Genomic DNA, 19,984 nt, shown 5'->3' with positions numbered 1-19,984 from the left:
ATTATAATCTACTATATAAAAATTACATATTGCATTCTCTTTCATTAAAGTTACATTTTCGTAAGATAACTTTTGTAAAATAAAAAAGTGTAAATATTATAATTCACACTTTTTTAAATCTCTAAGTTAAATTGCCCCAATGGAAATACAATATGTACCTTTGTTCCTACTCCCAATTGAGATGTAATATTTATTTCTAGCCCTAGCTTATGACAAAGCTTTTTGCAAAGATATAGTCCCATGCCTGTAGATGTATTGTACTTTCTTCCATGTTCTCCTGTAAATCCCTTTTCAAAAACTCTATGAATATCCTTCTCTGAAATACCTATTCCATTATCTTCAATTGTCAATATCACATTCTGCTTATGACTCGTAGCATATATTTTTATTTTGCAATCATTGTCTTGCATATACTTTATTGAATTGTTCATAATTTGATGAAGCATAAATTGCAACCATTTTATGTCACTATATACAACTATATCCATTTCATCATCTAATTCCAAACTAATCTTTTTAGCAATAAAATCTTTAGCATTTCTTCTAATGGTATTATGAATAGCTGTTATTAATTTAAATTTTTTTATTAAATAGTCTTTACTCACATCATTACTTCGTGCATAATATAAGGCCTGCTCTACAAACCCATCTATTTTCTTTATTTCTTGACCGATATTATCCGTAACCTTACTTTTATTATTTTCTATCATTAGCATACTTGATGCAATAGGTGTTTTGATTTCATGAACCCAAGCCTCTATATATTCTCTATACTCTAATTGAAGATCTTTGTACTCATTTACATCTTCATGCATTGCTTTATTACATTCTTTTAATATTTCATAAAGAAGCTTTCCTTCTAAACTTGTAGATCTTTTCATAACTTCTGATAGTAAATACTTCTTGTCAAGACTTTGAAGTACATCATCTATATGATCATAATATTTTTTACACTTTATAAATTCTATGAATATATAACTTGTCAATGGGAAAAACCATATGATAAAAATTGAAAATATTATCTTATTTTCAATATCTAATATAAAGAATATAAAAGCCAAAATAAAAAATCCTATGAAGTTTATAAATAAGTATAAAAACCTTTCTTTCAAATAATCTCTTAAATTCATGGTATGATATATCCTAATCCTCGTCTTGTCTCTATTACATCTTGTACACCTATTTGTTCAAGTTTTTTTCTCAATCTTGTTATATTTACAGATAATGTATTGTCATCAATAAAAACATTTGAATTCCATAAAGATTCCATTAATACATCTCTTGATATAATATTCCCCTTATTTTTTATCAAATATGAAAGGATCTTTAGTTCATTCTTCGTTAACTGCTCTTTTTCTCCTTTATAGGTAATACAACTATTTGATAGATTTAATTCTATATCTTTATACAACAATATGTCTTTATACTGATCTTTACTGGTTCTTTTTAAAACTGCTGCAATACGTGCTAATAGTATTTGTGTATTATATGGTTTTACAATAAAATCATCTGCACCAAAGTTCATGCTCATCAATTCATCTACTTCGCTATCTCTACTTGTAACGATGATGATAGGTATATCAGAATTTTTTCTTACTTCTCTACATATGTGGTATCCATCAAAAACAGGCAAATTAATATCTAATAGTATCAAATCAGCATCTGCTTCGTATATATATTCTATTATATTTTCAAATCTATCTGGAGCATCCACCTCATATCCATACTTAGATAAAAATATTTTTAACTCTTCTTTTATAGCTTCTGTATCTTCTATGATCATAATTTTTTTCATATTTAACCTCCACTATATGTTTGAAACTATCTACTGACTTATTATTTATTATATCAAAAATGTATATTTAATAAAAATATTAAGTCTTCTATCCATTCTTTATCTAGTAAATCTCCATATTTTGTGCTCAGTATAAAATATTCTTTCATAAATGTAAGAATACTGTCATCAAAATCAATATGAATGAAAAAAAACACATGTTACTATCAAATAGAATTAAATATTGTATACCATTTTATATAAAAAATTTGACTTACTTAAAAAGGAGGAATTTTAATGAAAAAATATCTTTTGTCTTTCATATCATTGATTATAGGGATCAGTTGTTTAGTGACCTATCATATCATAGGATCAGAAGTAGCTCCAGATGGTACTCTTTTAGAACCATTTTTTTTGATACCAATAAGTTACTTCTTCATAGCTATTGGTATTATTCTTGGATTAGTCATAGGTATAGTATCATTTTCTCGTAACCATAATAAATGTGATTAAATATATAATAAATGTTAAGAGGAACTTTTTTATCAAAGATTTATTTCTATATAATCAAAATGATCATAAAATTACTAAATTAGTAATTTTATGATCATTTTTTCATACCACTCAAAGTATTCGATTACATCGTATATCTATTCCTACTATATACTTTCCATATAAAAATTGTATAAATCCAATCATAAATAAATATAGCTATAGAGACAATTGTGATCAAACATGATCTAGAATACATAAAAAAAGCAATAGATGCTAATAAAGTTCCCATCATTTTAAAAACTGCTATGTACCTAGATTGACCTTTCAAATTGCCTCTTCCTATGAATAATAAAATAAATAGACCTGACATCATTAAATTTTGTAAAAAAACAGTCATAAACCTCATAAGAATTCATATCCATATAACTAAAAAACCGTATCACTTGTTTGTGATACAGTTCGTCATTATCCTGTATTAGAATTTCTGACATTCTAATACATAAGCTGGCGGAAGATTTATAAGTACTTTTTTTCTTTTAATATTTCTAAAATAGTCTCTAAAAAGTTGCTCTTTTAGTAAAGTATACTGAAAAGTTATAAAGTTCCCTTCTCTACTAAGAATATCTTTTGTAATAGCTAATATATTCTCACTCATAGCCTCTGGTAAACTAGCAAAAGGAATACCCGATACAATATAATCTACTTGCTCAATGTTATATTGATGAAGATGTTCTTTTAAATTTTCTACTGAATCATTTATAAGTATAAAATTTTTTTTATCTCTAAACTTATTTTTTAATATTTCATAGAAATCTTTATTATATTCTATGGCTATAAATACAGTTTCGTCTTTCTTATTTTCCAATATTTTCTCCGTAAACACTCCGGTACCAGGGCCATACTCAACAATACAGGCAGTATTAAAAAAATTAATATCTTCAATCATTTTATATGCTAATTTTTTTGAACTTGGAGCAATAGCCCCAACAGTCCTAGGATTTTTAATATATTGTTTTATAAAATTCTTCCATTCCATTATATGCTACCTCCTTTTTGATATAAAAGTAGTATATAATATAAATCTTAAAATATCACTAAAAAAATCTTAATTTTCTCTTAAAATTTAAAAAGATCAGCTCATGGATTTTATCCATGAACTGATCCTAAATTTGTATTTTGTAAAATCTACTTCATTGAATCAATAATACTATCCGCAATAGAATCCATTAAGTCTCCATCATCTTCTTTCATACTAGAGCTTACTGTTAGATCACTATCTAAAATAGTCATTTCTTTCATCCCATCTAAAAGCTCACGCATCAATTTGCCAGATTGAGGAGCCCATGATCCATTCTCTATAATAGCAAAAGTACGTTTTTGAAGATTTAATGCCTTCATATCCATTAAATAATTTAACATAGGTGGATAGATATTTAAGTTATAGGTTACTGAAGCAAGAACCACATGACTATATTTAAATGTCTCAGAAATCAAATGGGAAACATGCGTTGTTGAAACATCATGCATGACTACATTAGTCATTCCCTTTTTCACCAACCTTGTTGCTAAATCATTAGCAGCGGCCTCCGTATTTCCATACATTGTTCCATAAATAATCATTACGCCCTTTTCCTCAGGTTCATAACGACTCCACTTATCATATTTGTCTAAAAAGTATTCAAAATCATTGCGCCATACGAGTCCATGTAGTGGACAGATCATCTTAATATCAATACTGCCTGCCTTCTTCAAAAGAGATTGAACATGAGGACCATACTTTCCTACAATATTTGTATAATATCTTCTAGCCTCATCAATCCAATCTCGATCAAAGTCCACTTCGTCATTAAATAATTTACCATCTAATGCACCGAAAGAACCGAAGGCATCCGCAGAAAATAGTACTCCATCAGTAGTATCATATGTCACCATAGCTTCTGGCCAGTGTACCATTGGAGCAGCCACAAATACAACGTTATGTTTTCCAAAAGACATCGTATCGCCTTCTTTAACTTCTATTAATTGGCTATCGATTTGAAAACCAAACTGATTCATAAACATAGAAGCTTTTTGAGTACATATAATCTTTACATTCGGATAACGAAGAATGATTTCTTCAATACACGCTGCATGATCTGGTTCCATATGGTTAATTACCATATAATCTAAAGGTCTATCTCCCAAAACTCCTTTAATATTTTCAAGGAACTGACGACAAATTGACCAGTCCACCGTATCAAAAAGTACTGTCTTTTCATCTAAAAGTAAATAAGAGTTATAAGAAACACCTCGTGAAATAGGATGAATATTTTCAAAAAGAGCAAGACGTCGATCGTTTCCACCAACCCAATAAAGATCTTCCGTTATATTTCTAACACAATACATAATAAAATCCTCCTTTACATTAAAGCACATTATAATATTTATCTATAAGAATCATACTTCTATAAACATGTCTTTTTCTTCACCACAAGCAGGACAAGTCCACTCTTCAGGTAGATTTTCAAATAGTGTACCTGGCATTATTTCCCCTTCTGGATCTCCTACGCTAGGATCGTATTCATAACCACATCCGTTGCATACATGATATTTCCAAGTCGGAGCAACTTTCTTTGGAACTACTCTTTTCATCTTCTTCATTGGTGGAGCCTCCTTCTTTGGTTCTCCATTATCTAAAGCAGCAGTAAGGAGTGGTAATATTTCCATTAGATCACCAACTATACCATAATCTGAGTTCTTAAAAATTTTCGCATTCGGATTAATATTTATAGCAACAATTGTACTAGCATCTTTTATACCTTTCAAATGCTGACCTGCACCTGAAATCCCGCAGGCAATGTAAAGATTTCCTTTAAACTTTTGACCAGACATACCTACATAACGATTGAGGGGTACATATTTAAGGGTTTCAGCTACTGGACGAGAGGAACCTATAGCCGCACCAGCTTGAACTGCTAAATCTTCTATAAGTTTCATATTTTCTTTTTCCCCTATGCCTAAGCCTACACTAACTACCCTTTCAGCTTTACTAATAGGAGTATCCAAAGGAATTCCAACAGTAAAATCATATCCATCTTCCTTAAGAGCTTTTACTAGAGCATTTACTCTTTCTTCAGGAGTTCCTTCTTTGAAAATCACTTTCTTACGATAACCTGTAGCAGGTTCTTTTCTAGAAATCTTACCTGTGTTATCATTCTTAGGCATTTTACCTATAATATTAGCAGCAATCACTACTCTCTGAATCTCATTTGTACCTTCATATATTGTACAAATCTTAGCATCTCTGTAAGCACGCTCAACTTCCATACCTTTCATATAGCCACTTCCACCAAATATTTGGAGAGCATCATTAACAATCTCAAGACAAACGTCTGAAGCATATTGTTTCGCCATAGCAGATTCCATACCATAATGCTCATGATTTTCTTTAAGCTCTGCCGCGCTATAAATAAGCATTCTAGCTGCTCTAAGCTTTGTAGCCATATCAGCCAACTTAAATGCAATAATTTGTTGTTGACAAATAGGTTTACCAAACTGAATTCTTTCTTTTGAATACTCTAGTGCATGCTCATAAGCACCTTGAGCGATTCCAAGAGCCTGGGCTGCAATACCAATACGACCACCATCTAATGTAGACATAGCAATCTTAAAGCCTTCTCCTTCTTTTCCTAATAAGTTTTCTTTAGGAACTTTCACATCGTTAAAAATCAACTCTCCAGTAGCAGAAGAACGGATGCCCATCTTGTCGTAATGTTTGCCAAAGCTAAATCCTTCCCATCCCTTTTCCACAATAAAAGCACTAATACCACGAGTACCTATATCGGGTGTAGTAACGGCAAAAATAATATAAGTATCAGCTTCACCTGCATTGGTAATAAAAATCTTTTCACCATTTAAAATATAATAATCTCCTTCTAAAACAGCAGTAGTCTCTGTACCTCCTGCGTCACTACCAGCATTTTCCTCCGTCAATCCAAATGCTCCAATTTTTTCTCCCTTTGCTAGAGGAATCAAGTATTTTTGTTTTTGCTCTTCTGTCCCATAAGCAGCAATTGGATATGCACCTAAAGATGTATGAGCAGAAAGAATTACACCTGTACCACCATCTACTCTTGATAATTCCTCAACGGCAATTGCATAACTAATTACATCCAGACCTGCTCCCCCGTACTTTTTTGGATATGGAAGTCCCATCATACCCATATGAGCTAACTTTTGAATTGCTTCTGAAGGAAATTTATTTTCCTGATCTAACAAAAATGCAATCGGTTTTACTTCCTCCTCGGCAAACTCTCTGATTTTTATTCTCAAATTTTCATGCTGTTCTGTAGTCTTAAAAAACATACATATACCTCCTCATAATAAAGCCATTTCATAAATGTATTTAACTAATGAATTACAACAATCCAAATTCATTAATCTATATTAATTCCTTCAACTCTTTTTTACCCCTTTATAAATCATCTAATCAAATCATTTGTTATTTTTTATCATATTTTAGTAATGTTTACTAAATTTATAGAAGCATTACATGATTGATTGTCCTGTTTAATGACAATAAAATTCCCCCAAACCTAAGTTTGAGGGAACATAAAACATACTTGCATTTTTAGTTAAAATTCTTCAAGGTATTTGAGTTGTCTTTTCAAATTCAGACTCTGTAGCGGTTATTCTTATAAGATTATTCTTTTTTTGCCCATGTCATTATATATTCCATAAAGCCTGAATCTTCATTTTGTTGCTCTTTTTTCACCACAAAACCACAATGTTTATAAAAATTAACTGAAGATACATTTTCAGTATAAACCGCTAATTCTAAACTTGGATATAAAGATTTACAATAGTTTAGTAGTTTTTTCCCTATGCCTTGTCCTTGATAATCCTCTAAAACAAATAATGCACCAATAAATGAATGATCTATCATACTTATAAATGCTTTAATTATACTATCCTCTTTATAAACAAAAGTTTTAGAAACGGGTATATATTCATCTTTAACAAGGTTATAATTTTTAATCCAATACTTTTCTGGTATAAAACTATGAGCAGTAATGTTAGTCTTTAACCAGATATCCATAATTTCTTCAATTTCAGACTTCTCTAATGGTTTAATCATATTTTTGTCCTTTCTTCTTTCTATAAATTACTTATATTTTTGTCTTCTAGTTTTTCAGTCCATAGTTCCAGCAAAGTACTTACATCATCTGAAAATTCACGTGCTGTTTGTGTTTCCTTCTTTTGAATTTCCTCAAGTATTTCAAAGGAAAAAGCAGATGCCCCAAACTGATTCCATGCTTCAATCATGCATCCTTCAGGACAAGAATTCGTAGACACAGAAAATACAAAACGATTCTTCGAACCTTGCATGTCTGTTGTCGCTCGAATCCAAAAATTAGTATTGGCATTACATTTAATACAATATATTCCTCCAATGATCACTCTGTTTTTATACTGTTCTTTCATAGCTTTTTTTGATAGTTTATCCATTAATGAATCCCCATCCTTCTAATGACAAATTAAAAATATATTTATTCAACTTTGTTATTCTTCATCATTCCTCCTCTTTAAAATAATTGTATCGAAACTTCGTTGATCGTTCAATAAACACTCCGTAGAGTTCCAAAACGAGTAGCAAATATCACATTAAAATTTTTCAACTTAATATTGATAACACTTTTTATAATACTATATATATAAAAGTTGCCTACTGCATTTCAAAGCAAGCAACTTTTTATTGTCATATTCATTTACATTTTGCATTATGATGTTGATATTTTTGTACATATTCATCTTTTAACATTGACATTAAATGAACATCATACAATTTTCCATTTTTTCTACAATTGTTTCTCAAAACGCCCTCATACTTAAAACCTAGTGATTGATATAAGAAGGAAGCAGGATTCCCAGTATAATGATCAAGATATATTCTCTCAAGATTCCACTCTTCAAAACAAAGTTTCATAATTGCCTCCATAGCTTGCCTGCCATAGCCTTTATTTCTCAATGCTAGATCACCAATATAAATTCTAAACACTTCAACTTTCCAACCCTCAATTAAATCTCCAAGTACAATTCTTCCTATTGGCATTCCTGTCTCTTTAAGGACTATAGTATACTGTCTCTGGCTAGGATTATCATCATCATGGATATATGTACGCACAACCATTTCATAGCTTTGATTTTCAGAAATACTAAAAAATTCATTCACCTCAGGTGTTAATTCCCACTTGTAGAAAATATCAAGATCATCCCATATAGAATTCCTAATGATTAAGTCTTTTGTTTCCATACTATTCTCCCCCATATTTTAATTGCCAATTATAATTTATACATACAGTATATCATAGTTATGTGCTATTCATTTCATGAAACAATAATTCTATCCTTTGTACCGATAGTTATAAGAGTTATATTCAATTTACTAGAGATTTTTCATTAGAGCATAAGCATATACAAAGAAAAAAACATGATGTATCAGTAATTATATGTACTGATTCAAATGGGTACAATTATTTGAAAATCATTTTGTTTAACGATATACAGTATATGGAAATTAATGTTACAATATAGATATTCTACAATTTAGTACACGCTTGTAGAATAGAAATAAGGTAATTTATAATTTGTGGGGTGAACATTTTTGGGGAAAGCAAAGGATTTAAAAAAGGAATTAGGTGAGCAATGATGACAAAGAATGAAATTATAACATACCTAAATAAGATTAGTTCTAATAAATTTAAAAATAATGTAGTTAAGATGGGGATTCCCAAAGAAAATAGTATAGGTGTATCTACAGCAGATATAAGAAAACTTGCAAAAAAACTTGGAATATCTCAAACACTATCTAATGAGTTATGGGAAACAGGATACCATGAAGCAAAATTACTTTCTGTCTTAATTGCTGATATAGACATGATTAATTTTACTTATATTGATAGAATTATGAAAGATGTTGTATCATGGGATTTGTGTGACCATATATGTAAAAATCTGATTATAAATATACCCAATTACGAACAACTTATTTTCCAATGGTGTGATGATAGCAGACTATATTATAAAAGAGCCTCATATTGCCTCATAGCAACTACAGTAATACATAATAAAAATCTTGCTACAGAAGAAATTGATAGATATTTAGATTTAATCAAATCTTATGCTGAGGATGGTAGATCTCATGTCAAAAAAGCAATTAGTTGGGCATTAAGAGAAATTGGAAAAAGGGATTCTCTTTGTCACGATAAAGCAATTATATTAGCCTATGAATTTTGTGAAAGTTCAAGTAAAAATGTAGTCTGGATAGGCAAAAACGCTCTAAAAGAATTAGAAACTTTAGTCTCTGTTAAAGAACGTGGTCGATTCATAATATCAAATTCTAAAATGGGCAAACAAAAATAGATTATTGGTATAATCCATATCCTCAAATTGATATATAATTTTCAAAGACATACACACATAAGTAGTATATAATAGATACAATGACAAAATATTCATTTTAGCATTATGGCTAAGAATGTTTAGGGGGATAAACCAATGGCATTGACAAAAATTACAATTACAAGAGGTTTAGTAGAGTTAAAGCTACTAGATAAAAGAATACTTGATCGAATAGGATCTATTCATTTCGTTGGAGCTATTCAAGGTAAAAAAGATATCACAACAAAGCTTTTGAAAAAAGAAACATTAGAAAAAGAAGCAAAATCCGGATTACAAAGTATAAAAGATTTAATTGAAAGAAGAAAAAAGATCAAATCTGCAATTGTAGCATCAAATGCAGAAACACATGTTACAATAGCTGATAAGAAATATACCGTTGCTGATGCCATTGAAAGAAAAAATAGTATCGGCTATGAAAAAGAACTTTTAAGAGAACTTAAATCTCAGCTTGAAAAAACAGAATCAGAAATAATCAGACAAAATAAAAACATGGAAGAAACACTAGAAAGTCTTTTAGGCCAACAATTAATGTCTGAAAAAAAGAAAACAGAAGATGCTGAGATGTTTATTAAATCATATAAAGAGTTAAATGAGCATAAACTCTTTGATCCAATATCAATTAGAAAAACAATCAAAAAGCTTGAAGAGGAAATAGATACGTTTTTAGCTGAAGTTGATTTTATTTTAAGCGAATCTAATGCGACTACATTTATTGAAGTAGATTAATCATACCAGGGCTAATTATACGAAAATCTAAAAATATATCCCCTTGTGCTTAGGGTTACAAAGCACATTTTATCTATAGACGATTAAGAATAAATAAAACGTTTAGCGATAAAAATCCAAAGAAAAAAGATTAAGATTAAAAGATCTTCTTTTTAACGTTTACATTTCAAATATAAAAAATCGATAAAATCCTAGGGCAAGGTTTTAAGTGCTGATATATTTTACTTTGGTATTCCACTAGGCTGTATCGTTAGCTTTAAAAGTTAGATACGATGTAAATTTGCATCATATCTAATTTTTTATTGTTAAAATGATGATCCATTAAACAATAAGCATCTACCTTGAATTGAAACTTCTTTTGATATTTTTGAATTAACTTAAAATATTTAATCTTGTCTTGATCCTCTAAAGATAAATTGGCTTCGCTTATACTACGAAACATAATATGGTAAATTCCTTCTTCACTTTTTATTCGGGCTACTCTAGGCATAAAAAACTACTCCTTTCTTCTTTATAAAAGTAGTTTTTGTATGTTTTCATTCATTATTCTTAATGTTTAACTGTCCCCTTTCACACCATTTCACATTGCCGGAATTCAATTTAAAAGAAGGTCTGCGTAACTATACCATAAGTGAAATTTTAGTGAATGATTGTAATATTATTTTATACATACAGGTAATTTTCAACAAACATAGATGGGTATCACCATCTATGAAGGCTTTTTTATCAATCACTTCTAATTATTTTTATCACACTGGTCTATAATGAACAATTTTCTTATTTAACGTCATAACAGCCACAAGAAAGTATCTCCATTTTTTAATTATGGAAAATACTGTCTTGTGGCTGTTTTTTACACGAATGGTTGTCGTATCCCAAACTTTCTCAATAGCAAAAGAAAAATTACGTCTCCCTTATCCATTACTTTAAACGTACCTGATTTTATACTATTTATAAATAGAATCTAAATTTGAAGATAACCCTTTCTAAATATTTGACGTAATTTATATTAGATAGCTACAATAGTTTTTAAATTTTTATTTCCATGCATAAACGAAACAATTTTAGCATCAATATCAAAAAATCTTTTTATATTCTTTTCTGTAATGATTTGTTTTGTATTTCCAACAATATATTCGCTAGTACCTAAAAATAGCGTTTTATCTGAAATTTTCAAAGCATGTTCTGGATAATGAGTATTTATTATACAAGCCAAATCTTTTTCTTTCGTCAATCTTTTTACAAGTTTCAATATCATTAGTTGATTTTTAAAATCCAAGTGTGATTCTGGTTCATCAAGTATCAAGACCTTTGGATTTGCTACTAAAGCTCTTGCAATATACACCAGCTGTAACTGTCCTCCACTTAACTCTGTGCATGGACTATTTTTTATATGTTGTATTCCAATCTCTTCAATAGTTTCTTCTACTTTCATCTTATCTTCTTTAGAAGGCATAGAAAATAAGCCAATATGCTTAGCTCTTCCCATAGCTATCATTTCACTTACAGTATAGGGAAAAGGTAAATTATGAGCCTGCGGTACATATCCAATCTCATTGATGTTCGACCTAAAGCTAATATTTTTACCGTTAATAAAAGTCTGTCCTCTTTCCCATTTTAATATGCCGGTTAAACACTTCAACATGGTAGTTTTTCCTGTACCATTTTGTCCCAAGATAGTCATTATTTCACTTTTATTTAATGAGAATGAAATGTTTGCTAAAAGCATATTTTTACCTGGGTATCTATAATAACAATTCTTTAACTCTACCATCATTATAATTCCCCTCTTGATTTTCTAACACGTTTTAATAAGAATGCAAAAAATGGCGCTCCTAATAAGGCTGTAATAATTCCTATTGGTATCTCAACACTAGACGCTGACCTTGCTATAATATCAACACTTGTCAAAAATATTGCTCCAAGTATACATGATGCAGGGATTAAATCTTTATGATCGACGCCTACAAGCAATCTACTGATATGAGGAATAACTAAACCAACCCATCCTACAATTCCTACAACTGTAACTGATGCTGCTGTTAGTACAGTTGACATCACAATTGCTACAATTCTTATTTTCACTGGATTTATTCCCATCGATAAGGATTCTTCATCACCCAAAGATAAAATATTTATTCTCCATCTTAAAAGATTCAACACTGTAATTCCCAATATCATAGGAATAACAACTAGTTTTAGATCTTCAAAGGTAGCTTTTGAGAAGCTTCCCATCAGCCAATACGTTATAGCTGGTAATTTATCATATGGATCAGCAATATACTTAACTAATGAAATCAACGCAGAAAATATTGATGAAACAATCATACCAGATAGAACTAAAGACATCATTGAAATTTCTTTTCTTGCTTTAGCGAAAAAATATGTTATAAAAACACTGATAATTCCAAGTCCAAAAGCATATAACGAAGTAGTACTAGAAATACCCGATAAAAGAATTCCTAAAACCGCTCCGAATCCTGCACCGCTACTTACTCCTAATACATCTGGACTAACAAGAGGATTTCTAAATAACCCTTGATATGTAGCCCCTGAAACCGCTAAAGCTGCCCCAATTAGCATACTTAAAATAGTCCTTGGTAGTCTAATTCCAATAACAATGGATGATTCCATTTCAAAGGTATTCATGTTTATATTAAACATACTGTTAATAAGTACATTTAATACTGTTTTTGGAGGGATAATATATCTCCCTAAAAACAGTGATACAAAAAATGTTATAATTATTGCAATGCCCATAAAAATCCATTTTGTAGTATTATTTCCCTTAAAAATATCCAATTTAATCATTTCCTTTTATTTACCATTTAATTCTTTTTGTAGAATTGAATCCATTTCTTCTTGAGATAAGTCATAGTTTAAATACTTATTATAAAAACTTTTGATATCACTTTCTAAATCGAAATCATTAAACACTTCTGGTTGTAATTGCTTAGCGATCCATTTTGTCATAAGAGGTGTTTCAGCACAAGGCGCATCCCATCGATATATTCCCATAGGTGCTTTCAACACTTTCTTATTTTTTACTGCATCAACCTTACTCCAATCTTGTCCTTCAATTTTATTGTTCAATAAATCTTCTGGTTGGAAATTAGAAAAATTGCTCATAACAATGACTTCCGGATTCCACGCCATTATTTGTTCCATAGTCACATTTACCCATTGACCAGTTACTTCTTTTGCTACGTTTTCTCCACCAGCCATCTCAATAAGAATTGTATTAACAGCTCCACCACCAGCTACTTTAAGTTGCTCATCCCTTAAATATAGGACTCTTGGTTTTTTAGTACCTTCAATTTGATTCTTTTTTGAATTAAAATATTCTATGCTTTCTTTATGATAATCAACTAACTTTGTCGCCTTATCTTCTTTTCCAAGCATTTTACCGATGACTTTCATTCCATTTTGTAAATCTTCTAAAGTACCATATTTTAAAGACACTGCTGGAATACCCAAGCCTTTTAATTGTTCAATTTCTTTTTCCTGATAATCCCATACAATCATAGCATCTAATTTGAGTTTTCCGCTTTCTTCCATGTGAATTGTAAAGTCTTTACCCACAAAATCAGTAGAGGCATTACTTAATTTAGGTTCCATAGTCTTTAAAATACACTTTTCGTAAGATGTTTTTGCTGTAGGATGCATCCCGACAATTCTATCACCAGACCCATCTACAGCGTATACAATAGATGTCCATGGAATTGGCACAACCGCAATTTTTTCTACATTTTTTTTCAATTTAACTTCTTTACCAGTAGTATCTGTTATTGTTACTTTTTCTTCATTGTTGTTAGTATTTGTATTTGCAGTGTCATCTACCTTCTGATCTGACGAATTAGCTGTTTCAGCATCTCCTGTTTTTTGTTCTGTTGAACATCCCCCTAAAGTAAATAGAGTAACAATCAAAATTATTACAAACAGGTTTTTCAAAAATCTGTTTCTTATTTTCATATCACATTTCTCCTTTTTTATTTAAATCCTTGGATTTAGATATTTTTTAAAATAGCCAAATCCAGTTTTTCCAATGTATTCATATTCCATGCTTGTAAACTCTCTACCGCTTAAACCTATATGAGGGAACGGTATAAAAAGCTTTTTTTCCTCCTCTCTAATAAAATTTCTATATAATGGATCTGCAATGATAATATCAGCTTCCTTTATATATCTCATTATGTTTTCTTCATCTTCTACAAATATCACTTGCGAGAACAACTCTTCATTGTAAATCCTTCTGGCTTTTCTAGTAGAATTAAAATTTGATATTGCTTTCACTTTGCTGATTCCAAAATCTCCCCTCAAACATTTGTAAACCCCAATGCAAGTCAATGGTTCTCCAATCACTAAAACACTTTTATCAAGATATTTATGAGAATTCGCTAATTCCAATACTGGGCTTATAGATTCTTCGATTCTAGATCTATCAATATTAAGTTGAGTTTCAATTAATCTGAATACTCTTGATATTCCATTTAATCCTATAGGCAGATCCATTAAAAAAGGAATCTGAAACTCTTCTTTAAAATATTCACCAACACCCATTCCTTCTGGTGTTATCACAAGATTAATTGCTGCTTTAGTTGCCTCTGTGATGCTTTTTAAAGACCGCTCTGCAAAAAATGTCACTTTCAATCCCATGTTTTCTAGTGATTCCACCAACTCATCTAAATGATATTTATAGCCCAAGGAAAGCGGCGAATAGCCTATCACATTCACATGTTTTGGATTCGTAACTGCCACCTTAGAAAATCGTTTAGCAAGCTGTAATAAACCTTCATAAATTCCAATATTATAGCTTTCGAATCCATTCGTATCAAAAACAATTACAGGTTTATTCGTTTTTTTCTCAAGCTTTTCAGCAATTTTTTGAAAATCAACATTTGTAATATTAGAAACTGGTGTTCCAATAATTGAAATAAATTCTACCCTTGGATTATTTGTAACGAGCAATTCAACTTCTTTTAAAAATCTATCTTCCACACCCATAATGACATCAATATCGCTCAGATTAGTTTTATAAAAAAACATATCATTAGGACTTCTAATCTCATCCACTTCAACAATAGGATGAATACATCCACTTGGAGTATACAATATATTCAATGAATTTAATTCAAATAGCATTGAACAAACACCAGAATAGTCACTCGTTAAAGGAGGAATACTGTTCCATATTTTATTCATTATCTCTCCTCCTTATTTTTAATCGCATTATTAAATTCTTGCTCAGAACACTCTATTGAAATACTAGCGTAGGGAATTTTGAAACGCTCTTTTAGATATTTAGCTAGATTGATTCCAAATTTATCAGTAACAATACTAAAAGTTGCTTTGCTTAAATTTTTAAAGTCACTAAAAGAATTGCACGCTATGAATTCCTGAATTTTGAAATATCCTTTATTTTTTAACAATGTTTTTAATTGACATTGCTCAATTAATTTTTCTTCTCCAAGAATATTAATAATGGGATTTTCGATGTTTTTTCCATCAATGTTATTGTCAAGATAAGTATCCAATATCTCTGTAAAGATCAAACTTAGTCTTTCTTTTGGTGTTATCCGCCTTTTAGAAAGTGGTCCTCTTTTAAAAAGTTTCACTGGAATGCTATGGCTTCTTTGTATAGACTTTAAAATACTGTCAAAGTCACTTCCTATAAGCATATCACTACATGAAATATAAACAATCACAGCTTTAACTTTTCGATCATTATGATCTATAATTTCTCTTAGTGCCATCTCTGCCACATCTAAATGCTGAGATGATGCTAAGTCATTTTGGCTCATCGTCTGAAGATATAACCTTTGATTTTGCTTCTTTCTTAAAGCTCTAAAATAGAGAACTCTTAAGCATGATTCTGGTCCTATGGCTAAAACATATATATCAGGAATACTCAATGCTAAATTAATAATTTCCATACAGCTTTTTTTATAAAAAACTTTACTTAAAAAATCATTACCATGATTTGTGTTTGAAATATTATTGATACTCATTTTTTTATCTCCATATGCAACATTTCTTTTCTAAATCGCTCTAATTCATCATCATCCATAGGACTTGGTACATTAACATTTTTATTGTTTTTGATAACATGAGCTAATCTTATAAAAATTTCGTAAGATTTTGATTCAGGTAATGTTTCTATGACTGTTTTTCCCATTAATTCAGATAAAACAATTTCATTAGTGTAGGGGATATTCTCCAAAACTTTAGTGTTTGTATTCTTTGAAAAGTTTTCTATTATATGAACTTTTGAATTCTCTGTTCTTTGATTATGAATAAGTCCACCAAAAATATTCTTTTCTTTATCTGAAAACCTACATACACTTTTTAGGATATTATTAGCAGCATATATAGACATAAATTCTGAGGATGATACAATATATACTTGATCAACATATTTTTCACGCATAGGGACTGCAAATCCACCACAAACAACATCACCTAACACATCATAAATAACAATATCCCATGACTTATTCAATATTCCTAGTGTATGTAATTCTTCAGTCATCGTTGTTATCCCCATACCTGCACAACCCATTCCAGCCTTTGGTCCACCTGCTTCTATGCATGCAACATTATTAAATCCATAATGCACAATATTTTTTTCTTCTATGCTTGTCCCCTTTTTTTGAATCACTTCCATCACTGTTGGAATCTTTTGCCCTGCCAAATTCCTTGTAGAATCACCTTTTGGGTCACAACCAATATGTAAGACCTTTAATCCAATTTTTGAAAAAGCAGCAGATAGATTAGTCGCTATAGTAGACTTACCAATTCCTCCTTTTCCGTAAAAAGCAATTTTTAATGTTTTATTATTTAACATAATTTCAACCTTCTCTTTTATTATTTTGCAAAACTTAAAACGAACATCACCACTTCTTGTATTTTGCTGAATTAAATAAAATAGATCTTTACTTACATTATCTCAATGTTTCTTTAAAAACATCAAAAAAGCCACCTTATCTCATAGATAAGTGGCTTTAATCTACAATGAAATCATAATAGTAATAGTACAAGTACACTTCATTTTGCAACCCCTATCATCCGTAAAGTTATTAGCAAATTAATACAGGCAGGTCTTCTGACTTAAGCTTCAACACTATTTATACCTTCCCACCTTATTAAGGCAGTGGCTAAACATAAATAGCTCCACTATTACAGCGGCGGGACCGTGCAGGATTTTCACCTATCTTCCCAATTATCCATAAACTTCTTTTATGGACCTGTATCATAAATATTCAATTCATATTTCCTAATTATATATGATTCTAATATGTTTGTCTATAAGTCAATTGTTCTGGTTAAGCAAAATGTAACATTATGTGCTAGTTTTGATTTCCATACCTAGCCTCAAAGGGTGTCTTTCCTTGATTATGAGTATGTGGTCTCAAAAAATTATACCATTCGTAAACATAGTCATTAACAGCTTCATCAAGAAGCTCGTCAGTATCAAAACGATATTGCTTAATAAGTTCATTTTTACATGTATTGAATCTTTCCATTATGCTTTAAAGAAAGAAGAAATACATCATCATAAATATTATGGTTTCAAAATAGCTAGCAGAGCAATCTTTGAATATATTGAATCTTGGTACACTATAAATTCAATTGATTATATGACCCCTCAATCAGTATATGAAGCTGCTTTGAGAGTAGCATAAATAGTTAAACTTTCTGTGTCTATTCTATTGACATAAGTCCAAACTTAATGTCTTCTTTAAACATATTCATCAAATTATGCTCCTTCCAAAGATGTTGAACTTTTTATCTAATAGTAATAGTATATTAGTTTCGAACTATTATTTCAATTAAAACTGTTTTCCAAAAAACCGCCGTCACTTATGATACAATTCCCCTTTTCTAATACTAAAAGCTTAACTAAGTCTATTAAATATTTATAAATCTAATACATATTTTCAATCAATTAATATCAAACTAATATTAGAACATACGTTTGGAGGTTTTCTGCATGTTGGACTGTGAAAAATCTTATATCGCTGGTATTATCGATGGAGAAGGAAGTATCATGCTCATTAAATTTCACAAAAATCAATTTCCATCTCCCTGCATTACTATTGCTTCTACTACTTTAAATTTATTACAATGGATTCAAGAAAAATCTAAAGTAGGACATATTAAATCTAAAAAAAATTATAATCCTCAAAAACATAAAGACTCCTATACCTATATTGCTAAATACGAAGATGCCATCTATTTATTAAAAGCAATAGAACCTTATCTTATTATCCCAGAAAAGAAATTAAAAGCTAGAATGATTATTTATGAATACAAACAAGTAACGCCTAGAAATGGAAAATATTCACAAGAACTTCTTGAGCAAAAAGAAGATTTTTATAAAAGATTTGTTTCTATATAACAAAATAAGCATAAAATTACTAAATTAGTAATTTTATGCTTATTTTTTATTGGTGGAGGCGAGGGGACACTATATTCCATTGTTGTCCAATGGCGCTGACTATATCTTGAAGTTATATATTTAAAACTTCTCTGGCGTATTATAAAAGTCTTAATATAGTTTATGACTTCTATCCTAGTACATCCTATAGGATGCCTATAAGTCGATACAGAGCTGTTGGATTTCTCCACATACCCCTCGGTATTGCCGTCGTCTTTACGTTACGGTTTCACCGATTAAGCCAGATTTTCACTTATAGTTCACACTATAAGGCGACTCTTTTTGAATCGAACCCCTGTCCGAAAGTCCTTCACAAACAGATTCTCCGAGTGCAGTCATTGTTTTGATTTCTCGTCGCAAGATTCGCCCAATGACAGGCTAACCTCTTGACCAGTCCCAATTAGTCTGCTATTGGATCGAGACACCTCCAAGGCAGTTCCCCACTTGGTTGACGCCCTAGTCTAAGCCGTGGGTAACTTAGGTAGGACGAGCTGCGCTATTAGGCAGCTAATGCGTAATTATCGTTTGCGTTTATCTTTAATTCCCCAGTTTTTTAAGGCGGACCCCAAGGAAAAACCTCCACTCGCTACTGCAGGCTCCAAACCCCCGTCGAGACCTGTACGCCCCCATGTCATTAATACTCTTTTTGCCTTTGTCTTAACTCTTGTTGAATCCTTCTATTGGCTTCTTTTTGAGCAATATCAGATCTTTTGTCATACAATTTCTTTCCTTTTGCAACAGCAAGCTCTAATTTTACAAGTCCTCTAGAATTAATATACACTTTAAGAGGAACTAAAGTCAATCCCTTTTGAGTTGTATATCCTAATAACTTGTTGATTTCTCTTTTGTGCAAAAGAAGTTTTCTTGTTCTTGTAGGATCAACATTGTAGATATTTCCCTGTTCATAAGGACTAATATGCATATGATGGACAAATATTTCTCCATGATCTATTTCTGCATAACTATCTTTTAAATTGATTCTTCCCATTCGAATAGACTTTACTTCTGTTCCTGTCAATTCAATGCCAGCTTCGTAAGTCTCTTCAATAAAATAGTCATGTCTTGCTTTTTTATTATTTGCAACTAATTTACCTTGTCCCATGCAAACACCT

The 19,984-nt window shown here is 30.6% G+C and carries 22 protein-coding genes, 1 other RNA gene and 1 riboswitch; of the genes, 4 read left to right on the top strand and 19 right to left on the bottom strand.

Annotated features, from left to right (window positions below):
- Positions 1-113: 113 nt before the first annotated feature.
- Positions 114-986 carry a sensor histidine kinase gene (locus BN2409_RS11185; RefSeq protein ID WP_330375441.1) on the bottom strand — a complete coding sequence of 291 codons (873 nt, stop codon included), beginning with the start codon at positions 984-986 and terminating at the stop codon, positions 114-116.
- Positions 987-1,126: 140 nt separating this feature from the next.
- On the bottom strand, positions 1,127-1,795 hold the full coding sequence (locus BN2409_RS11180; RefSeq protein WP_053956714.1) for a response regulator transcription factor: 669 nt from the start codon (positions 1,793-1,795) through the stop codon (positions 1,127-1,129).
- 276 nt (positions 1,796-2,071) lie between these two features.
- Here BN2409_RS11180 and BN2409_RS11175 point away from each other — a divergent pair, with 276 nt between their 5' ends.
- Positions 2,072-2,287, top strand: coding sequence for a DUF3955 domain-containing protein (locus BN2409_RS11175; RefSeq protein ID WP_053956713.1), 216 nt, complete (start codon positions 2,072-2,074; stop codon positions 2,285-2,287).
- Positions 2,288-2,411: 124 nt separating this feature from the next.
- On the opposite strand, the gene BN2409_RS11170 is transcribed toward BN2409_RS11175, so the two are convergent.
- The 7 genes from BN2409_RS11170 to BN2409_RS11140 form a co-directional block, all read right to left on the bottom strand.
- Positions 2,412-2,597: a hypothetical protein gene (locus BN2409_RS11170; RefSeq protein WP_199873008.1), complete on the bottom strand. Its 186-nt coding sequence runs from the start codon at positions 2,595-2,597 to the stop codon at positions 2,412-2,414.
- Between the two features lie 147 nt (positions 2,598-2,744).
- Positions 2,745-3,305: a class I SAM-dependent methyltransferase gene (locus tag BN2409_RS11165; protein WP_053956711.1), complete on the bottom strand. Its 561-nt coding sequence runs from the start codon at positions 3,303-3,305 to the stop codon at positions 2,745-2,747.
- Positions 3,306-3,454: 149 nt separating this feature from the next.
- On the bottom strand, positions 3,455-4,654 hold the full coding sequence (locus BN2409_RS11160; protein ID WP_053956710.1) for an FprA family A-type flavoprotein: 1,200 nt from the start codon (positions 4,652-4,654) through the stop codon (positions 3,455-3,457).
- Between the two features lie 51 nt (positions 4,655-4,705).
- Complete coding sequence (locus BN2409_RS16895; protein ID WP_110943091.1) at positions 4,706-6,613, bottom strand: acyl-CoA dehydrogenase family protein; 1,908 nt, start codon at positions 6,611-6,613, stop codon at positions 4,706-4,708.
- A 337-nt stretch (positions 6,614-6,950) separates the two neighbouring features.
- Positions 6,951-7,385, bottom strand: a complete 435-nt coding sequence (locus BN2409_RS11150) for an N-acetyltransferase (protein WP_053956709.1) — start codon at positions 7,383-7,385, stop codon at positions 6,951-6,953.
- A 20-nt stretch (positions 7,386-7,405) separates the two neighbouring features.
- Complete coding sequence (locus BN2409_RS11145; RefSeq protein ID WP_053956708.1) at positions 7,406-7,756, bottom strand: GIY-YIG nuclease family protein; 351 nt, start codon at positions 7,754-7,756, stop codon at positions 7,406-7,408.
- A 256-nt stretch (positions 7,757-8,012) separates the two neighbouring features.
- Complete coding sequence (locus tag BN2409_RS11140; protein ID WP_053956707.1) at positions 8,013-8,561, bottom strand: GNAT family N-acetyltransferase; 549 nt, start codon at positions 8,559-8,561, stop codon at positions 8,013-8,015.
- 395 nt (positions 8,562-8,956) lie between these two features.
- Between BN2409_RS11140 and BN2409_RS11135 the strand changes: the two genes are divergently transcribed.
- Positions 8,957-9,670, top strand: a complete 714-nt coding sequence (locus tag BN2409_RS11135; protein WP_053956706.1) for a DNA alkylation repair protein — start codon at positions 8,957-8,959, stop codon at positions 9,668-9,670.
- Positions 9,671-9,805: 135 nt separating this feature from the next.
- Positions 9,806-10,435: a lipocalin/fatty-acid binding family protein gene (locus tag BN2409_RS11130; RefSeq protein ID WP_053956705.1), complete on the top strand. Its 630-nt coding sequence runs from the start codon at positions 9,806-9,808 to the stop codon at positions 10,433-10,435.
- Positions 10,436-10,691: 256 nt separating this feature from the next.
- Here BN2409_RS11130 and BN2409_RS11125 read toward each other — a convergent pair whose 3' ends face one another.
- From BN2409_RS11125 to BN2409_RS17850, 8 genes are all read right to left on the bottom strand, one after another.
- Positions 10,692-10,925 (bottom strand): transposase, encoded by a 234-nt coding sequence (locus tag BN2409_RS11125; RefSeq protein ID WP_053956704.1) that lies wholly within the window; start codon positions 10,923-10,925, stop codon positions 10,692-10,694.
- A 519-nt stretch (positions 10,926-11,444) separates the two neighbouring features.
- Positions 11,445-12,212 (bottom strand): ABC transporter ATP-binding protein, encoded by a 768-nt coding sequence (locus tag BN2409_RS11120; RefSeq protein ID WP_199873007.1) that lies wholly within the window; start codon positions 12,210-12,212, stop codon positions 11,445-11,447.
- Positions 12,212-13,195, bottom strand: a complete 984-nt coding sequence (locus BN2409_RS11115) for a FecCD family ABC transporter permease (protein ID WP_242847984.1) — start codon at positions 13,193-13,195, stop codon at positions 12,212-12,214. The genes BN2409_RS11120 and BN2409_RS11115 overlap by 1 nt, the downstream gene beginning before the upstream one ends.
- Positions 13,196-13,252: 57 nt before the next feature.
- On the bottom strand, positions 13,253-14,407 hold the full coding sequence (locus tag BN2409_RS11110) for an ABC transporter substrate-binding protein (RefSeq protein WP_110943089.1): 1,155 nt from the start codon (positions 14,405-14,407) through the stop codon (positions 13,253-13,255).
- Between the two features lie 21 nt (positions 14,408-14,428).
- Positions 14,429-15,637: a nitrogenase component 1 gene (locus BN2409_RS11105; RefSeq protein ID WP_053956702.1), complete on the bottom strand. Its 1,209-nt coding sequence runs from the start codon at positions 15,635-15,637 to the stop codon at positions 14,429-14,431.
- A complete protein-coding gene (locus tag BN2409_RS11100) occupies positions 15,637-16,443 on the bottom strand; it encodes a nitrogenase component 1 (RefSeq protein ID WP_053956701.1) in 807 nt (268 codons plus the stop codon). The genes BN2409_RS11105 and BN2409_RS11100 overlap by 1 nt, the downstream gene beginning before the upstream one ends.
- Positions 16,440-17,279 carry a nucleotide-binding protein gene (locus BN2409_RS11095; RefSeq protein WP_053956700.1) on the bottom strand — a complete coding sequence of 280 codons (840 nt, stop codon included), beginning with the start codon at positions 17,277-17,279 and terminating at the stop codon, positions 16,440-16,442. Before BN2409_RS11095 ends, BN2409_RS11100 begins: the two co-directional genes overlap by 4 nt.
- Before the next feature lie 231 nt (positions 17,280-17,510).
- A riboswitch (cobalamin riboswitch) is annotated at positions 17,511-17,698 on the bottom strand.
- Between the two features lie 83 nt (positions 17,699-17,781).
- On the bottom strand, positions 17,782-17,958 hold the full coding sequence (locus tag BN2409_RS17850) for an IS3 family transposase (RefSeq protein ID WP_110943088.1): 177 nt from the start codon (positions 17,956-17,958) through the stop codon (positions 17,782-17,784).
- Between the two features lie 467 nt (positions 17,959-18,425).
- On the opposite strand from BN2409_RS17850, the gene BN2409_RS11085 reads away from it, so the two are divergent.
- The gene (locus BN2409_RS11085; protein WP_053956698.1) at positions 18,426-18,833 is read left to right on the top strand and encodes an LAGLIDADG family homing endonuclease; all 408 of its coding nucleotides are present in this window, start codon (positions 18,426-18,428) and stop codon (positions 18,831-18,833) included.
- A 322-nt stretch (positions 18,834-19,155) separates the two neighbouring features.
- On the opposite strand, the gene ssrA is transcribed toward BN2409_RS11085, so the two are convergent.
- Together ssrA and smpB are read right to left on the bottom strand one after the other, a co-directional pair.
- Positions 19,156-19,492, bottom strand: a transfer-messenger RNA (tmRNA) gene (gene ssrA / locus BN2409_RS16885).
- Between the two features lie 14 nt (positions 19,493-19,506).
- Positions 19,507-19,974 carry an SsrA-binding protein SmpB gene (smpB, locus tag BN2409_RS11080; protein ID WP_053956697.1) on the bottom strand — a complete coding sequence of 156 codons (468 nt, stop codon included), beginning with the start codon at positions 19,972-19,974 and terminating at the stop codon, positions 19,507-19,509.
- Between the last annotated feature and the right edge of the window lie 10 nt (positions 19,975-19,984).

Source organism: Inediibacterium massiliense, assembly GCF_001282725.1.
Lineage (GTDB): Bacteria > Bacillota > Clostridia > Peptostreptococcales > Thermotaleaceae > Anaerophilus > Anaerophilus massiliensis.
Note: the sequence above shows the minus strand (reverse complement) of the source record. Positions and strands in the feature narration are given on the sequence as shown.

Bases quoted from the DNA above. Each gene is read 5' to 3' on its own strand.
- BN2409_RS11135 (WP_053956706.1), top strand. From the start codon at position 8,957: ATGACAAAGAATGAAATTATAACATACCTAAATAAGATTAGTTCTAAT.
- smpB (WP_053956697.1), bottom strand. From the start codon at position 19,974: ATGGGACAAGGTAAATTAGTTGCAAATAATAAAAAAGCAAGACATGAC.
- BN2409_RS11180 (WP_053956714.1), bottom strand. From the start codon at position 1,795: ATGAAAAAAATTATGATCATAGAAGATACAGAAGCTATAAAAGAAGAG.
- BN2409_RS11110 (WP_110943089.1), bottom strand. From the start codon at position 14,407: ATGAAAATAAGAAACAGATTTTTGAAAAACCTGTTTGTAATAATTTTG.
- BN2409_RS17850 (WP_110943088.1), bottom strand. From the start codon at position 17,958: ATGGAAAGATTCAATACATGTAAAAATGAACTTATTAAGCAATATCGT.
- BN2409_RS11120 (WP_199873007.1), bottom strand. From the start codon at position 12,212: ATGATGGTAGAGTTAAAGAATTGTTATTATAGATACCCAGGTAAAAAT.
- BN2409_RS11105 (WP_053956702.1), bottom strand. From the start codon at position 15,637: ATGAATAAAATATGGAACAGTATTCCTCCTTTAACGAGTGACTATTCT.
- BN2409_RS11145 (WP_053956708.1), bottom strand. From the start codon at position 7,756: ATGGATAAACTATCAAAAAAAGCTATGAAAGAACAGTATAAAAACAGA.
- BN2409_RS11095 (WP_053956700.1), bottom strand. From the start codon at position 17,279: ATGTTAAATAATAAAACATTAAAAATTGCTTTTTACGGAAAAGGAGGA.
- BN2409_RS11175 (WP_053956713.1), top strand. From the start codon at position 2,072: ATGAAAAAATATCTTTTGTCTTTCATATCATTGATTATAGGGATCAGT.
- BN2409_RS11140 (WP_053956707.1), bottom strand. From the start codon at position 8,561: ATGGAAACAAAAGACTTAATCATTAGGAATTCTATATGGGATGATCTT.
- BN2409_RS11100 (WP_053956701.1), bottom strand. From the start codon at position 16,443: ATGAGTATCAATAATATTTCAAACACAAATCATGGTAATGATTTTTTA.
- BN2409_RS11085 (WP_053956698.1), top strand. From the start codon at position 18,426: ATGTTGGACTGTGAAAAATCTTATATCGCTGGTATTATCGATGGAGAA.
- BN2409_RS11115 (WP_242847984.1), bottom strand. From the start codon at position 13,195: ATGGGCATTGCAATAATTATAACATTTTTTGTATCACTGTTTTTAGGG.
- BN2409_RS11165 (WP_053956711.1), bottom strand. From the start codon at position 3,305: ATGGAATGGAAGAATTTTATAAAACAATATATTAAAAATCCTAGGACT.
- BN2409_RS11160 (WP_053956710.1), bottom strand. From the start codon at position 4,654: ATGTATTGTGTTAGAAATATAACGGAAGATCTTTATTGGGTTGGTGGA.
- BN2409_RS11125 (WP_053956704.1), bottom strand. From the start codon at position 10,925: ATGCCTAGAGTAGCCCGAATAAAAAGTGAAGAAGGAATTTACCATATT.
- BN2409_RS11150 (WP_053956709.1), bottom strand. From the start codon at position 7,385: ATGATTAAACCATTAGAGAAGTCTGAAATTGAAGAAATTATGGATATC.
- BN2409_RS16895 (WP_110943091.1), bottom strand. From the start codon at position 6,613: ATGTTTTTTAAGACTACAGAACAGCATGAAAATTTGAGAATAAAAATC.
- BN2409_RS11130 (WP_053956705.1), top strand. From the start codon at position 9,806: ATGGCATTGACAAAAATTACAATTACAAGAGGTTTAGTAGAGTTAAAG.